Genomic DNA, 16,228 nt, shown 5'->3' with positions numbered 1-16,228 from the left:
ATTCCCAATTCCTAATCACAAATTATGCTAATTCCCTTAACCCGCGAAACCTTTCAAGAACTAATTCCCGCCGTCGCCACGGGAGCGCAATACAAATATATCTGGGGAAAACCGCCCGATTTTTTGAGGCGAATGTTAATCTCTGCAGTCAGCGTAGTTTTCCTCCTGGTACTCTACAACTTCGCCGGTTCAGATGTCGGGCCGCTAGTTTTAATCACCGGATTGATAGCTGGTTTGTACTGGCTGTGGGGGCCGATTTTGTGGGCGAGTTTGCGGAATGCAGAATGCCGCAAATATCAATACTGTGGTTTTTGGCAAGGACGAGTTTTGGATATATATATTACAGATGAAGTCACAAGTCAAGAAGAAACAGTCAATCAAAAAGGACAACTCGTAATAGTTGACAACCTAGAACCGCGAATTAATTTAGAAGTCGGCGACAAAACCGGATTTACTACTACACTTCGAGCTCCATTGCGGAAAGATCACCAAGGAATTGTCCCCGGCCAAGCTGCTTTAATGTTAATTATGTCAAATCAAGAAGATTTAGGCAGAATTGCCAAAGTTTCAGATATTTATATTCCCAGCCGTGACGTGTGGGTGAGCGACTATCCTTATCTGCGTAGAGATTTGTTTGTCGAGATGAGCCAGCAAATTAAAAAAGGCAGAAAAAAAGACCGCGATCGCACTAATCAAAGCAGAGATGTAAAAAGGCGATCGCCCGCTGATTATTAATAAATAACCGCCACTTGTAAGAGCGACGGCAAGTTAAACCCAGGCAAAAACTTAATTTCTGGAGATGTCTAATAATAGTTAAGCGTCATTGCGAGATTTTCAAGAAATACACCAATTTAGAGAAGTCGCTTCTAGAGCTTTTTCGTCATAAACACGCTATTCGGGTCATCAATGTATTCAGCGAAGGGGCCTCGGTACTTGAACCCATACCGTATATACAAGGCTCGTGCCGGGGCGAACTCAGGCAAAGCCCCTGTTTCCAAATTCAGGCAATCGTAAGCACGCCCTTCGGCTTCTTTTATAATGTGTTCAAGAATTTTCCCGGCGATACCTTTACGGCGGTGAGCCTTGGCAGTACGCATTGATTTGATTTCACCACTTCTTGAATCTAGTTCTTTTAGTGCTCCGCATCCGAGTAATTCATCACCCTCCCAAGCCGTCCAGAAAGTAATATCGGGCGAGCGCAATGCTTCTAAATCAAGAGCATGAACGCTTTCAGGTGGTGTAATCTCCTTCATATTTTCGAGATGTTCGCACAGAAAGTCAGCGATCTTTCTACCTCTGAGGTCATCTTCGCGAATTTGCAATCGGCACATTTCCTTAATTTGTTAGAGAATGCTACTCTATCAAGACTTACCCACGCCGACAAAGAAACCGGGTTTTTTACCGAATCTGTGGCTGTAACCTTTGTATTTTCGTCCATCAAACCCGGTTTCTGGACTCTCATACGTGCAGGAATATCTATGATGGTTCACAGAATCCCGCGTTATAAAAAGTAACTTAATTTGTTCACCAAATTCTGAAAAAACCTATTGTGAAAGTAGAGGGTGCCCAAAGCGGGATCTAAAATCTAAACTCCCATGACTCATGACACTTAACTTATCGATCAACTGTTCCCCTCTTGGCCGTAAGCTTGCCAAGCCAAATCGACCAGCCCGTTAACAATAGCCACAGCCACCACCGCAGATCCCTTGCGGCCCTCAATCCGAATGTGAGGAATCATCGAATCATGCAGCCGCGACTTAGCCACGTCAACCCCCACAAACCCAGAAGGCGTCCCAATCACCAAAGCCGGCCGAATTTCCTCAGATTCAATCAAATCTACGATCGCCGACAAAGCAGTTTGAGCCTGGCCCACCACAAAAATCCCTTCAGGATAGCGTCTTGCCAAAGTTTCAATCCCCCAAGCCGCCCGCGTCCTTTCCTTTTGGGGGCGCGTCAAAGCCTCCATCGAACAGTAAACCGGATTCGCAAAGGTATTTTGGATTAGGGGCGTAATGCCCACCTGCACCATCGGCACATCTACCACGATCGTAGTCCGAGCAGCCAAAGCCGCCGCCCCAGCCTGCAAAGCCTGATCGGAAAAACTAATTAAAGACTTGTACTCAAAATCAGCAGTCGCATAAATCACGCGGCGGACTATTTCGTACTCCGCCGCTGAAAAACCGTGGTCGCCAATTTCGTTATCGATTAATCCCAGACTCTGGGCATCGCTTACGTGCCATTCCATTTGTTGGATAGCTGTCGCCTGTGAGTTGTCAGGTATCAGCTTACCAGCTTTTAGTCATTTGTTGACTGTTGAGTGTTGACTGATGACTGTTGACTGATGACTGTTGACTGGCAACTGGCAACTGCCAACTGCCAACTGACAACTAAGTTTCCGACGACGAAGAAGATTTGCCCAACACCGGAGTCAGGAATGCCACCAAAACTCCGATCGCAAAACCGGACACATTACGAACCACAGGCAACCAGTCAGAAGTCCGAGTCACCACCGGCCCAAGTCCGAAGGCGAAAAACAGAATGCCCCACAGCGGCGAAAAAATCAGCGCCCACTGCCAAGCCACAACCTGTCCCGGCTTCCGAGGCTGAGCCGCAAACCCGCAGATGACGCCGCCAACCACCGACGTAATTAACGTCAGAACCCACTGTTCCCTCGGCAAACCGGGAACCACGCGGCATCCGCCCTGACGCAAACAGCCTTCTATAGACTCCAAAGATTCAATAATCGCTCGATCTTCCCCATTGTCCCGCACAAAAAATTGATTACCGTAGCGGGTTTGCAGTTCCACCCAAAAAGTGCGCGGCAGCAGCGGATACAGCGAGTCGCCCACATTAAAATTGAGCAAATTGCCCCCTCGGGGGTCAGCAACTAATAACACACTCTTGTCATCTAGCCCCCAATAGCTTTTGACAGCCAAACCGGGCGTGCGATCGTACTGAGTCAGCACTCGCAGTTTCCAGCCGGTTTCGGCTTCAAATGCCTTTAAATTTTTTGCCAAATTTTGTTCTTCAATATCCGTAAGGGCTTTGGCTAAGTCAATGATCGGCGTCTGAGTTGAAGGCAACAAATCGGGATTATTGAAAGCGTGGGCCGCAGGTGCGATCGCCCACACGGACAAAGCCAGACAAAATGCAGCAACAGAGGCTAGAAATTTTCGCGGGAAAAGCTGTGACATAGGAACTTATAATCCGGGTCTTAATTGTGAATGCTAGCTGGCGGTCTTAACCAGAGGATAAGAGAAAACTCATATTTCTTTACAATTATTTACTTTACAGGAAGCCGAGAGCAAGGGGAAGGAAAAAATAGTTTTTGATAAAGGGGGAGGGGAGGGGGGGGAGGGAGAGAGGGGGAAGGGGGGAGAAATTAGCGATCGAGCTCCTCAAGGGGGTGAGTAACATCGAAAATCGAAAATCCACTGAATCCCCCAATCGAAAATCTAAAATCTAAAATCTAAAATCGACTCAATCCCCCAATCTAAAATCTAAAATCTAAAATCTAAAATCGATTTGGTTTTGCCCCAACCCCCTCACAGAGACGCCGATCGCGATCGCTCACATTAGGATTAGTTCTCAGATAATCTCCCACCCAGTCACAGCCCCTCACCAGCAAATCGTCAAGATCCAAATTCCACAAAATCACCCGATTATCCCGGCCAGCCGAAGCCAGAACCTTCCCATCCGGGCTAAAACTCACACTCATCACGCTATCCTTGTGACCCGTCAAAGTTTTCAGCAAAGTCCCGCTGCGACTCCACAGCTTCACCTTATGGTCATAACTGCCCGAAGCCACCAACAAACCATCCGGGCTAAAACCCACGCTAGTCACGCTGTCGCTAGAACCCTTCAGCAGCGTCGCCACCAAAGTCCCGTCCACCTTCCACAATTTCACCGAATTGTCGTAACCCGCCGAAGCCAGCATTTTGCCGTCAGGGCTAAAAGCAACCCCCAACACAAAACTGTTGTGAGCTCCTTCAAAAGTTCTCAGCAAACGACCATCCCGATTCCAGAGTTTGAGAGTACCGTCATCGCTTGCAGAAGCCAGCATCGAGCCGTCGGGACTGAAAGTCACCCCAGTCACCCAGCCAGTGTGTCCCGTCAAAGTTTTAATCAACCTGCCTTTTCTAGTCCAGAGTTTCACAGTCTTATCCTTGCTCGCCGAAGCCAGTATCTCGCTGTCGGGGCTAAAACTCACGCTCATCACGCTGTCGGCGTGGGCGTCGAGAGTGAACAGCACAGAAGGCGAACACGGGAAAAGCGGAGCCGAAGGACAGGGGAGAATATTATTCATCCCATCTTCTGTCAAACTCCAGACTTTCACCGTTTTGTCGTAACTCCCAGAAGCAAGTAGCTGGCCGTCGGGGCTGAAACTGACACTGGCGACTCTCTGAGTGTGTCCTTCCAAGGTTTCTAGCAAAACTCCCGTGCGGCTCCAGAGTTTGATAGTTGTGTCCGTAGAAGCAGAAGCCAGCCTTTGGCCGTCGGGGCTAAAAGTAACGCCTTGCACCCGGTTTTGGTGACCGTCAAGGGTTTTGAGCGGCACGTCATCGAGTCGCCACAGCCTGACAGTTTTGTCAAAACTTGCCGAAGCCAGGGTTTTGCCTTCCGGGCTAAAACTCACCTGAGTAACTCGATCGGCGTGTCCCTCAAAAGTTCTCAGTAAGCGACTCTCTGGTTTAATGTTGCTAGCATGGGTTGGGCGTTTGTCGCCAACACCAGCCAGACTCCAGAGTTTGACAGTCCCGTCTGCACTTCCAGAAGCAAGTGTTTGACCGTCGGGGGAGAAACTGACACCAAATACCCACTTGCTGTGTCCCCGCAAAGTTGTTAGCAGTTCACCTTTTTTTGCTTGTGTTGAATTTTCTGTTGCTGGGTGTTTGAGTGCAGCGATGCTCCAGATTTTCACCGTTTTATCTTCACCCGCACTGGCGATCGTTTCACCATCGGGGGAGAAACTGACAGTGTAAATTTTCGAGGGTTGTCTGTTTTCGCTGTGCCACAAATTAGCGATTAACCTGCCGTCAGAACTCCACAGTTTCACAGTACCGTCATCGCTCGCCACAGCGATTATTTGGCCGTCGCGGCTGAAGCTTAGCCAATTTACGGGAGCAAATTGTTCGATCGTTCGCAGCAGCGTGCCGTCGGTTTTCCAAAGTTTGATAGTTTTATCTGTAGAGCCACTGGCGATCGTTTGACCGTCAGGGCTAAAAGCAACGCTGGTAACGCTGTTAGTATGCCCGTTGAAAGTTGCCAGCCAACTGCCGTCAGTTTGCCAAATTTTGACAGTTTTATCTAAACTTGCCGAGGCTATGGTTTTGTTGTCGGGACTGAACGCCACACAGGAGACACTGTTAGTATGGCCTTTGAAAGTGGCCAACAAACTGCCGTCGCGCCGCCAAAGTTTGACGGTTTTATCTACACTAGAAGAAGCTATTGTTTCGCCGTCTGGACTGAAGCTAAGACCCCAAACTACATCGCCGTGTCCTTCCAAGCGGTTGCGTTCTTTGACTCCATAAACTGCCTGCTGGAGGGCAGCAGAAATCAGAATTTCGGTGTCTTTGAGAGTATACATTTGTTGGGAGTGTTCGATCTGTTTCCACTTTTTACCAGCTCTCAAACTTTCCATCATGGCGTCAAATTTGTTGTTTGAGAAATAAAGTGCTTCAGAAGCGGCAGTCAGGGTACTGATTTCCGCTCGCTGAGTTTGAGCGACCGCTAGCTGTTTTTGACCCACCGCCCGCCACCAAAAGTTGACGGCGGCGATGGTGGAACTGGTTAGCAGCATGACGCCAATCACTGCTACTCCCAGCAGTTGTTTGAGAAAAGTATTGGCTCGGTAGAGCTGTGCTTGACTCATTTTTTTGTCTGCTTCTGCTTTGTGCAGTCTGGCTTCTAAGCCGAATCTTTGGCGGATCGGTCGCACTAAATAGTCGTGTACCAATTGATAGCGGTCTTCGGGCGCTTCCCGTAGCAGAAATAGCAAACCATGACCAACTAAAATGTCTAAAATTAAGTCGAGGTTGTCGGTTTTCTTTTGTTGGATTTCTGGGTCTTTTGCGAACTGTCGCTGTAGAGAAATTCTGTTTCTGCCGATCGCCGATAATTCTTTTTCGCCCGCCTCTGCTGGCTGTTGGCCTGTCACTAGCGAGAGTTCGTGTTTGGTTTTTATCAGGCGAACGCCTCTTTCATCGGTCAGGGAAAACAAGATTTTCCACGCTGCATCTTCGTTAACCAGGCCACAGTCAGAGATGACTCCTTCGAGCGACCTTTTCACTAATTCCGCTTTGGGATTGTCCCCCAATTGCTGGTATTGTGCTAGACTGGTAATACCTTCTTCTTGCAGTTGCGCTCCTACTACCTGCAATTCGATTGGTCGCACTTCTTGCAGTTCGTCTGCTAAATCTTCTACGAAGGCATCTATCAGTGCCGGCTCTAAATAAAATTCGGCCCGCTCTGTTAAGTGTCCGATGACAGCCCGCGCGTCTTTGATAGAAAAACTCCGCAGTTGGTAGCGGATACTTTTGTCGAGAATATTATTGTTAATAGCGTCAAGATTTGGGAAGCGATCGCAATCTAGTAAGTAGTGCAAATAATCTTCGCGCAAGCACAGAATTATCTTGACATAAGGCAAATTCAAAAACAACCGCAAAAAATTATAAAAAAGTTGTCTTTGTGCCACTGAAGTTGAAACAAAGAAAAACTCTTCAAATTGATCGAAAATCAGCACAGTCAACAAATTATTTGTGGCATTTTCGCGCAACTGATCTATAATAAAAGAAGAGACTTCGGAGCTGCGAGCCGGAATAATCGAGCAACTTTTTTTGTGGATTTCCTGTAGTCCTTTCGAGATTAATTTACTTTCCTCTTCGGCTTGTTTGTCGTACAGTGCGCTGTTCAAAGCATTTTCTAACTCCACCAGCCAGTCGGTGTAAACTTTGACTACTACGGGCAATGTATCCCGCGCGCCCGGAGTAATATTTTTCAAAGCTGGTACTAAGCCGGCATTGACTAGAGAACTTTTCCCGACTCCGCTGGGCCCATGAATAATAGTTAATTTATGGTCGTCCCTGCTAATTCTTTCTAGCAAGCTATTGATATCTTTTTGGCGCGAGTAAGCTGTCATGGACGCTGCGATGGCAGCTTGGTTTTGAGCTGAGGGACCCGAAGGATTGACCGCTTGGCGCTGCTGCTGCAATTGGCTGGCTCCGATAAAAGCTCTAAATCCGTATTGATATTCGATCGACCTCTGGGTTTTTTTAATCCGAAACGCTTTAAGATACTCTCCCTGCTCGAAATAAACCGCTTGCAGTTCAGTCAAAATATCGATGTAAAGTCGGGGGTCGTACTTCGGCTCGCTTTGAGATTGAGCCAACTCCAAAGAATGAACCGCCGCCTCCCACTGCCCTAGCTGTCGCAAACTTCTGGCTAAAAGTAAAAGATACGAACTCCTGTCGGATTTAGGATGTTGAATTTTAGATTTGGGTTCGTTACTTAACTCGTTAGAGCCCACAATTTCTGGATAATTTCCCTCAAACCCCAATCTCAAATCTTCAATCAGCAATCTCAAATCATTAGGCGTTTGATCCAAAATCGCCAAAGCCAACTCCGCTAGCTGGCGGGCTTGACTCCACCTCGACTCTTGCAGGGCAACTTCAGCCAAAAAGCCGTAATCTTGAGCTAGTTGGCTGGGAGTACCGTAAGTGAAGTGCAACTGCAAAGAATTTTCAGCTAATGCTTGCAACTCTCCCCACGCTTTCAGGCGCTGCAGCACTTCTCCGAGGTGTGCTGTCACCTCAGCTACCAATTCCGGGCGTGAGGCAAGGGAGAAAGCGTTTCTAGATTGTTCTAGGCTCATCCAAGCTTGTTCCCAGTGCTGGCGGTTGGCTACCGGATTTCTGGCTGCTTGCAAGCGGTGACACAGGGCTATGTGAAATAGCACTATCCCTTCTCTCTCTAAAAATAGGATGTTGGGGACAGGATTGGACAATGAGCAGGAGAGGGTTTCTGGGTTTTCGGAATTTTCCCAGTTTGCCAGTTCCCAATTGCCCGTTTGATGCTGCCAAAATACTAAGCTTTCTTGGTAGTGAATTAAGGCAGTTTCGGTTTGGTCGCTGACATAGTAATCTCGACCGAGAACGAATTGCAGGCTGGCTTTGAGGGCGGGTTCTAATTCTTCACCGCGATTTTGTAAATCTCTTAAAGCTAATTCTAGTTCTCGGCGTGGCAAAGAGCCTATCGCCAAATCGAAGGTATTGCCTGGACTCAATGGCGAATACGAGTGGACATCTGATTGTCGTCGGTTTTGGGGCCCTGAGTTAAAAGTTAGAAAGCGTTCTCCAGGGCTGATTTCGCGCTCCAGGGCGCTTTTTTCGCACGGGGTTTCGCAGGTCTCACAATTAGCTATGCTGCTGACGTTGCTGTTGGCGAGTTCTTGATTGAGTTCGCCTATTTTAAATATAGTATCGGCCCGCCTAGCGAGGAAATTAATTAATTCGTCAACGCCCATTTCAAATTTAATTGTGGCGGCGGCCCAACTTTTGAAATCCGGGGCCAGACGAATCATTTTGGTCACGATGTCATCTGTTACCCACAAAATCACTGGGCAGGAAAAATTTTTGCGGAATTCGTCTCGCACTTGATTGGTAGAGGCCATCAGTTCGTCGATCGCTACTACTGTTTCTAAACCGAATACCATCAAAGCCGAGGCGCCACCGACAGGCGAGTACCCCTCCTGGAAAGTGCTTGAGAGCAGAGTAGTGTAAAGGGTTTTGACTGAAGCTGGCAGGACGAGATCTTTAATTGGAACTGGGGACACTTCTCGCAGCCGCTGCGCTATTTGCTGGCGCAACTGCTCGTAGTTGCAGCGCACCAAAATTAGCGAGAATTGGTGTTGAGACATTGTGATGGACCTGACCAGAGTTTTGAGCGAGCGCTCGTTGTAGTTGGCAGTTTCTTGTACCTTAATTAGATCGGTCATGCGTGCACCTCTTTTGCATTAATCAATTACCTAACGCTCGCCAATCGTGACTGAAAGCGTATCTACTTAGACATGGCCGTCTCTGTCTGACGCTTTATCTCTGTATAAATACGTAGTTTTCCGTACTTGTCCTATCAATACTTACATAGTTATTAGAGCCAATGTAAAGATATCATACCTCCCCATCTCAGAGAATGCTAGACTTCCCAATAAAAATTTAAGGTCATCCTTAGATTTTTTGATTCAGCTACATATAAAGGACTACAGCTCGTAAATAGGCAACTGCTAAGTTCACGATCGTACCGACTGCTAGCTATTAGTAAACAACTTCGATATATCTGTAGCAGGCATTTAAAACAACCGCCAAAAAAATGTTGTTCGGGCTCAAATTATGTGAAATTAAGAGCAACAGATAAAAACAGAAATAGGGGGTCTGACATTGCAGATATGAGAGTTGAGAGTGGGCAACGTCCTTAGTGGTGGCAAAGTTTTACACGACAATAACATTCACCGCCTATAGCCAGCATTCAACAGAAATCAGCCAGTGGCAAAAACCGCTGACTGATTTCTGTATTGGATGGTAAGATTTCGGAGTTGTGAGCGATGAGTTTTCAGTTAAATACTTTCTAAGTCCCTCGTTGTTAAGGGTGCTTAGAGTCACGAAGCTACCTCAAAAATCCTAACTATTTTGCTTCAGTGCGCTGCAGCCACTCCTTATATTTTCTGGTTTCTGCTAGGGCTGGATTAATCCCAAACCAACGACCTTCTTGATCGCGGTATTCAAAGACAAACATACTTCGCAACAAGATTTGAGACTCTTCTTCGCCGGTTACACTTTGTCGCTTGACGACTTGAAACAACAATTCCCATTCCAGGTCATTGATGGCTCCCAAAAGGTCATCGCGATATTCTTGAATGACGCTTTCGAGGCATTCGCGAGAGAAGGGAGGGTCTTCGTGCTGCAAACAGCTATACAAAAGCATCAGTAGATTGCGAACGTGACCGCCACTAATCCGACAAAGCCGATCTAAAGTTTCGGGAGAGTCAAACACCTGGGAAATCAAATCAATGCGTTGATGGGGAGCAACTGCGGGGAAAGCTCTAGCTAATACTAGCTGCCGCAGCAGTGCCATTCCTTCAATGTGGTCGTCGCCCGATCGCATTTGCACCGGTACCATCGGCATCACCTTGGGCTTGACTCCAAATCGACTGGCGAGGCGGCCGAAGTCGTTGGAAAAAATCAAAGTCAGGGGAATCGTGTAGACAACATGGCAATTAAGTTTTTTCAACTGTTCGCCACGGTCTAAAAACAAGTATTCTGGCTGTGTGCGTCCGCTGGGTTTAAGGGATGCGTCGAGGCGATCGAGGTTGTCAACGATGACTGCGAGCCCTTTTTTGCCTTGCTGCTTAAGTTCAGCGTTAGCTTTGTTGAGGAGTTCTTCGTTGATCGACTGCAAAATGCTGTTGGTGCGGGGTTCGAGATATTGCCTGAGTTGCGATCGTAATTTGGGAGAGTCTTTAGTTTTAGCAGTAACTCTTGCAATGCCTACAGATAACTCGGCTTCCGCTGACAAATCTATGGGAGTCTGCAAAAATTCTGCCACTTCTGCAAACAGATTGGTAAAATAGCTCGGTCTGAGTTTGATTTTAGCTGATTCCATAGTTTCGCTGACTTGGCGCGCAATGCTCAGCAAAATATCGCTGATGTCTACATCACCCATGTCTAAGTCTTGGGAAGACTCGAAGTAGACGACGCAAAAACCCTCTTGCTCTAACTCAGCTTTCAGTCGAAACAATTCCGTAGATTTGCCACAGCCGATATGTCCTGTAAATAGCTGACAGGTTGGCTCGTTGGGGGAGATGCGGGTAATGGTTCGCTGTAAAGATTCAATGATTTTGCCGCCACGCACGGAACCAAAATCAATGTAGTATTGATAATCTCCTGGGTCTCCGGCAACAAGGGTCTTGCTCGGGTTGCAGGCTTTATAGAATCTGTCTAATTCGAGTGCGATCACAATTGAAGCCGAATAAAAGTTAAAAAAGTTAATCGAAAGTCTAAACTTTCTTTAGTTGAGTTTAGTTTGATTTGTAACCTTTTGCCCTGTGGGGTAATGCCCTAAATACCCAAACAACCTTGATCGGGCAAGGGGTTTTCCCGGCGCGGGAATTGGGAATTTTTAATTAATAATTTTTTATTACTTAGTGGGATCAGTGATATTACTGATATTGGCAGGAGGCTGGGTAAATTTGCGGGGATCTGGTTAAATGGTAGGGGAAAACAGGGCTCAAGAGACAAAGATTAAACAGTTTTGAATTTGTGCTAATCCTTAATTACTATATTGTCAAGAGGTAGATGGCTAGTTTTGGAGCGGTTTCTCAAACAGAGTTAGGGCGCAGGCGCCAAAAGTTGCGGCAGCAGAGGCGCGCTCGATTGGCGGCTGTTGTGTGGCAAATGCTGGCAGCGAGCGCAATGGCTGGAGGTTTGCTGTGGTGGATTGCTCAGCCGGCTTGGTTAATTGCCCGATCGGAACAAGTGAAGGTGGAGGGCAATCAGTGGCTTTCAGATAAGGCGGTGCGGTCTTTGGTGCCGCTGTCTTACCCGCAGTCGCTGTGGGGGATTCAACCGCAAGCCCTGGCAGAAAAGCTGGAGTCAACCGGGCCGATCGCCCAAGCTAAGGTGACTCGCAACTTGTTTCCGCCGAGTTTGACTGTAGAAGTGGCAGAACGCCTGCCGGTAGCGGTGGCGCAGCCGACTGCAGTGTTGAGATCGAACAGTGACAAGGAAAAAGTGGGGTGGCTGGACGCTCGCGGAGGTTGGATGCCGTCGGATAGTTATACTGCTGTACGATCGCAGAATAGTTCGATCGGGCCCGGCAGCATTCCGGGAACGCAGCCTCAGCGTTCTTTGCCCACTTTAAAAGTCATCGGGCCTTTGGAACAGTATCGCGCCTATTGGCCCAAGTTTTACCAAGGACTCAGCGGCTTGACGGTGAAAGTGTTTGAGATTAATTGGCAAAACCCGAACAACTTGATCTTGAAAACAGAGATCGGTACCGTACACTTAGGGCCGTACAGTTCCAAGACTGCGGAGCAACTTAAGGTTTTAGACCGAATGCGACAATTGCCAAAACAGCTAGATTCAAGCAAAATAGCCTACATTGACTTGAAAAATCCTGCTTCGCCGATCGTCCATTTGCCAGAACTACCCGGCAGTTTGGAGAGTTCAACTCCGGCACCCACTCGCGCCCGAAATTGATCCTCTGTCAACAAAAGGTAGAAGGTATCGATCGGACGGCAGAATTTTTAGCCATCAGGATCAATACGCAGCGCTGGAAATAAGGACTGTTTTTTGATATCGAGTCGGGAAAAAAAATCTGATTTTTCTTTCCATCCCGATGCCTCTGAGGCTAGTATCCATTTTTTTCCTTCTGCCTTGCTTACAACTGCCTTAATCCGGTCAAGTACCTGGATGGCGTCAAGCGAGGTCTGGGCTAGCGAGGTCGCCAAAATCCGAGATTGCTAACATTAAGCATCGACCAGTGTTAGTTTTTCGCGCAACTTAGCCTATAGTTGATTGTGAATTGGCGTTTAGTTAAAAAGCTGTAATCTACTATCCCCGACTCTAATGAAGCTTAATAATAGACAGGGGTCTGACCAAGACAGTCCCCCTTCGGAAGAAGTAAAAAATTTTCCGGTGGCTGCAGATTCCGCCAATCCCTTTAGACGCAAGTCTGGTTATGTAAATGTAGATAGTATTGATATCGATCCTATGGTCAATCCCAAAGACATAATGCCCAGCAGTGCTGCCAAAATCAAAGTAATTGGCGTCGGCGGCGGTGGGGGCAACGCCGTTAACCGGATGATTGCCAGCGAGGTTTCTGGTGTCGAGTTTTGGTGCGTGAATACAGATTCCCAAGCTCTGGTTCTCTCAAATGCTCCGAAACGCTTGCAAGTCGGACAGAAGTTGACGCGCGGTTTGGGGGCGGGGGGCAATCCGGCGATCGGTCAAAAGGCTGCGGAGGAATCTCGCGACGAGGTTGCTAATGCTCTGAATCATGCGGATTTGGTATTTATCACCGCCGGCATGGGTGGCGGTACGGGCACAGGCGCGGCTCCGATCGTGGCTGAGGTGGCTAAGGAAATGGGCGCCTTGACTGTGGGCATAGTGACGCGGCCTTTTACGTTTGAGGGACGGCGGCGCACCAGCCAAGCTGAGGAAGGGATTGCGGCTTTGCAAACCCGGGTGGATACGCTGATCGTAATTCCTAACGACAAGCTGCTGTCTGTGATTTCCGAACAAATGCCGGTACAAGAGGCTTTTCGAGTTGCTGACGATATCCTGCGCCAAGGGGTTCAGGGTATTTCTGACATTATTACTATTCCCGGTTTGGTGAATGTTGACTTTGCTGACGTGCGGGCAGTAATGGCTGATGCGGGTTCGGCTTTGATGGGCATCGGCGTGGGTTCTGGCAAGTCGCGGGCTAGAGAGGCTGCGATGCAGGCTATTTCTTCGCCTCTGCTGGAAGCTTCGTCTATTGAGGGCGCTAGAGGTGTGGTGTTTAACATCACTGGCGGTACTGACATGACGCTGCACGAGGTGAATGCGGCGGCTGAGACGATTTACGAGGTTGTCGATCCAAATGCCAATATTATTTTTGGAGCGGTGATTGACGAGCGGCTTCAGGGCGAAATTAAGATTACTGTGATCGCTACGGGTTTTTCGGGGGAAGTTTCGGCGCCTCCGACTCCGGGGCGGACGCAAAATGTTAATGCTCCTTGGCGGGCTGCAACTGTGCCGGTGACTCCTGCTCAACAGACGCCCGATCCGAAAGCGAAACCGCCACAGGATTTGGGATTGGATATTCCTGAGTTTTTGCGTAACCGTCGCCCGCCAAGATGATTTTAGATTTTAGATTTTAGATTTTAGATTTGGGATTTGGGATTTTGGATTGAATCTCCAATCGAAAATCTAAAATCTAAAATCTCCAATCTAGAAAATCGAAAATCGAAAATCTAAAATCTAAAATCTAAAATCTAAAATTTCTAGGGTTTGGCCTGGTTCGGGTTCGAGGAGTTGGGTGGAGAGGCCGGATTTTGCGAGTAAATCGCGAAATTCGGGGATGCTGCCGATCGATCGCACTAACATTGGTAAAATGCCTGTGGCTCGGATGTCTCCCGCCGCTGTAGGCAGGAAAAACCGAGGTTTGAGTGTTTGGGCGAGGCTGAGGGCTTCCGAAGGGCCGATGATGACTTGTCCGAGGAATGGGAAGATTTGACCGATGACTGGGGCGATGGCTACGTCTACTGTGTCTATTTTCTGTTTGACTTTTTCTAATGGTGGCAGGTGCGGTTCGTAATAAAGTGTCTCGCCCCTGCTTAAATCTTTGAGCAAGTAGCCGTTTTCTTCTTGTCCGGGCCCGATTTCGGCTCCGGGTACGGCGGTAATTTGTAACTTTTCTTTAAATTTTAACTCTTGCCAATTTGCTAAAGATGTGATATTAGTGTATCCTAAACTGCTGAGGACTTTGGCGGCGCTGGGTGAGGCGATCGCGGGAATTGTGCGATCGAGCTGTTCAAGTGTTTGTTTGTGACAGTGGTCGTCTAATCCTTGGGAAATCAGGATGAGGTCGATCGGCGGTAAGGTGCTGGGAGTGAAGGTTACGGGGGTGTTGTGGTAGGCGGTGAACAGCCAGGGTTGACCGTAAAATACCAGGGGATCGACCAGCCAGGGATCGACGAGGATGGTTTGGCCTGCGATGTGGAAGATCCAAGAGTTGAGGTCGATTCGGGTGATTTTCACAGTTGTTTGCAATAATTCTTTACAATTAGTTTAATCATAGCTAATTTTGTTTGGGAATTTTAACCGCAGATGAGGGCGGATGAGCGCTGATGAACGCGGATAAGATGGGATGTGTCTGGGGAAAATGGGCGTTTATCTGCGGTTGAAAAAAGATGATTAAATCGAAGATTCCTGTGGCTTTGACTGTGGCTGGTTCCGATAGTGGTGGCGGGGCCGGAATTCAGGCGGATTTGCGGACTTTTGCGTTTCACTGTGTGCACGGTACGAGTGCTTTGACTTGCGTGACGGCTCAAAATACTTTGGGGGTGACGCGGGTGGATGCTTTGTCTGCGGAGGCTGTGGCGGCTCAAATTGAGGCGGTAGTTGGGGATATTGGGGTGGATGCTGTGAAGACTGGGATGCTGCTGAATCGGGAAATTATGGCGGCGGTGGCTTCACAGGTGGAAGCTTTGGGAATAGGGAATTTGGTTGTCGATCCGGTGATGGTTTCACGATCGGGCGATCGATTGATTGATGAGGGGGCGATCGCCTTTTTGCGGGATGTTTTGATTCCAATGGCTGCTGTCGTGACTCCGAATCGCTTTGAAGCTCAAATTTTGAGCGGTTTCGAGATTGATTCTGTGGATGATATGCGATCGGCTGCGGAGAAAATTCACAGTTTAGGGGCGAAGGCGGTTTTGGTGAAAGGTGGCGGGATGAAGGGGGATTTGCGGGGAATTGATGTTTGGTTTGACGGTACGCGGTTGGATGTGTTGAAGACTGAAAATATTGATACTGGGAATACTCACGGGACTGGTTGTACTTTGAGTGCTGCTATCGCCGCTAATTTAGCATTAGGTAAAGATTTATTTACAGCGGTGACATTGGCTAAGGATTATGTGACTACTGCTCTCAAATATGCTTTGGATATTGGGGAAGGTCAAGGGCCAGTAGGTCATTTTTTCCCGCTTTTACTGAAGTAAATTGTGAACTCATCCCTTCTTTTCCCTTCTTCCTTCGCGTCCTTTGCGTCTTCGCGGTTCGTTTAATTTCTTAATTTCTCAGGCGATAGAGCGATCGCCACCAAGTCTTCGATTTTCTTAATATTCGGATCGCCGGCCAAATAACCAATCCCTCGGTGCAAGTGCAGGCGAAACTGTTTGGCTAGAGTTTCTTTTTCTGTGCCTAAATTGTCTTGGTGACACCGCTGCTTGAGGGCAATTATCAAGATATCGGCCATGTCGCCGCCGAAGACATCCCAGCTTAATTCGACGTTGCTGTCGCTGGGAATTGGTACTGGGGATGGGATGCTGGGTTCGGCGAGCGATCGGCAAAATCCCCACCTGCAGAGAATATTCCACTGATCGATTTTGGTCGATCGTTTGAGTTTTGATAGTTGGTCTTTGCCGGTTTGAGAGAGGCGGATGCGATCGATTGGTGGTTCCATAGGTTGATAA

12 protein-coding genes are annotated in these 16,228 nt (G+C 48.0%); 4 read left to right on the top strand and 8 right to left on the bottom strand.

The window, feature by feature from the left end; translation table 11 throughout:
* The first annotated feature begins 24 nt into the window (after positions 1 to 24).
* Complete coding sequence (locus tag QUB77_RS19340; protein ID WP_333175949.1) at positions 25 to 735, top strand: phosphate ABC transporter permease; 711 nt, start codon at positions 25 to 27, stop codon at positions 733 to 735.
* A gap of 131 nt (positions 736 to 866) precedes the next feature.
* Here QUB77_RS19340 and QUB77_RS19335 read toward each other — a convergent pair whose 3' ends face one another.
* The 5 genes from QUB77_RS19335 to QUB77_RS19315 all read right to left on the bottom strand — a co-directional run bounded on the left by QUB77_RS19335 (position 867) and on the right by QUB77_RS19315 (position 11,007).
* The gene (locus tag QUB77_RS19335; RefSeq protein WP_333175951.1) at positions 867 to 1,331 is read right to left on the bottom strand and encodes a GNAT family N-acetyltransferase; all 465 of its coding nucleotides are present in this window, start codon (positions 1,329 to 1,331) and stop codon (positions 867 to 869) included.
* A 290-nt stretch (positions 1,332 to 1,621) separates the two neighbouring features.
* Positions 1,622 to 2,245, bottom strand: coding sequence for a precorrin-8X methylmutase (locus QUB77_RS19330; RefSeq protein ID WP_006632961.1), 624 nt, complete (start codon positions 2,243 to 2,245; stop codon positions 1,622 to 1,624).
* Positions 2,246 to 2,387: 142 nt separating this feature from the next.
* Positions 2,388 to 3,194, bottom strand: a complete 807-nt coding sequence (locus QUB77_RS19325; RefSeq protein ID WP_333175954.1) for a TPM domain-containing protein — start codon at positions 3,192 to 3,194, stop codon at positions 2,388 to 2,390.
* A 320-nt stretch (positions 3,195 to 3,514) separates the two neighbouring features.
* Entirely contained in the window at positions 3,515 to 8,992 is a 5,478-nt protein-coding gene (locus QUB77_RS19320) for a WD40 domain-containing protein (RefSeq protein ID WP_333175956.1), read from the bottom strand.
* 683 nt (positions 8,993 to 9,675) lie between these two features.
* Positions 9,676 to 11,007, bottom strand: coding sequence for a P-loop NTPase fold protein (locus QUB77_RS19315; protein ID WP_333175958.1), 1,332 nt, complete (start codon positions 11,005 to 11,007; stop codon positions 9,676 to 9,678).
* Between the two features lie 338 nt (positions 11,008 to 11,345).
* On the opposite strand from QUB77_RS19315, the gene QUB77_RS19310 reads away from it, so the two are divergent.
* Positions 11,346 to 12,248: an FtsQ-type POTRA domain-containing protein gene (locus QUB77_RS19310; protein WP_333175960.1), complete on the top strand. Its 903-nt coding sequence runs from the start codon at positions 11,346 to 11,348 to the stop codon at positions 12,246 to 12,248.
* Positions 12,249 to 12,295: 47 nt separating this feature from the next.
* On the opposite strand, the gene QUB77_RS19305 is transcribed toward QUB77_RS19310, so the two are convergent.
* Positions 12,296 to 12,499, bottom strand: a complete 204-nt coding sequence (locus tag QUB77_RS19305; protein WP_333175962.1) for a hypothetical protein — start codon at positions 12,497 to 12,499, stop codon at positions 12,296 to 12,298.
* Positions 12,500 to 12,617: 118 nt separating this feature from the next.
* Here QUB77_RS19305 and ftsZ point away from each other — a divergent pair, with 118 nt between their 5' ends.
* The gene (gene ftsZ, locus QUB77_RS19300) at positions 12,618 to 13,892 is read left to right on the top strand and encodes a cell division protein FtsZ (RefSeq protein ID WP_333175964.1); all 1,275 of its coding nucleotides are present in this window, start codon (positions 12,618 to 12,620) and stop codon (positions 13,890 to 13,892) included.
* 120 nt (positions 13,893 to 14,012) lie between these two features.
* Here ftsZ and QUB77_RS19295 read toward each other — a convergent pair whose 3' ends face one another.
* On the bottom strand, positions 14,013 to 14,792 hold the full coding sequence (locus tag QUB77_RS19295; RefSeq protein WP_333175966.1) for an MBL fold metallo-hydrolase: 780 nt from the start codon (positions 14,790 to 14,792) through the stop codon (positions 14,013 to 14,015).
* A 152-nt stretch (positions 14,793 to 14,944) separates the two neighbouring features.
* Here QUB77_RS19295 and thiD point away from each other — a divergent pair, with 152 nt between their 5' ends.
* Positions 14,945 to 15,754: a bifunctional hydroxymethylpyrimidine kinase/phosphomethylpyrimidine kinase gene (gene thiD, locus QUB77_RS19290; protein ID WP_333175969.1), complete on the top strand. Its 810-nt coding sequence runs from the start codon at positions 14,945 to 14,947 to the stop codon at positions 15,752 to 15,754.
* A gap of 62 nt (positions 15,755 to 15,816) precedes the next feature.
* On the opposite strand, the gene dndE is transcribed toward thiD, so the two are convergent.
* Positions 15,817 to 16,218, bottom strand: coding sequence for a DNA sulfur modification protein DndE (gene dndE, locus QUB77_RS19285; protein WP_333175971.1), 402 nt, complete (start codon positions 16,216 to 16,218; stop codon positions 15,817 to 15,819).
* Positions 16,219 to 16,228: the final 10 nt, after the last annotated feature.

Source organism: Microcoleus sp. AT9b-C3 (genome assembly GCF_036705485.1).
Classification (GTDB): domain Bacteria; phylum Cyanobacteriota; class Cyanobacteriia; order Cyanobacteriales; family Microcoleaceae; genus Microcoleus.
This window is presented reverse-complemented; position numbering and strand designations above follow the sequence as displayed.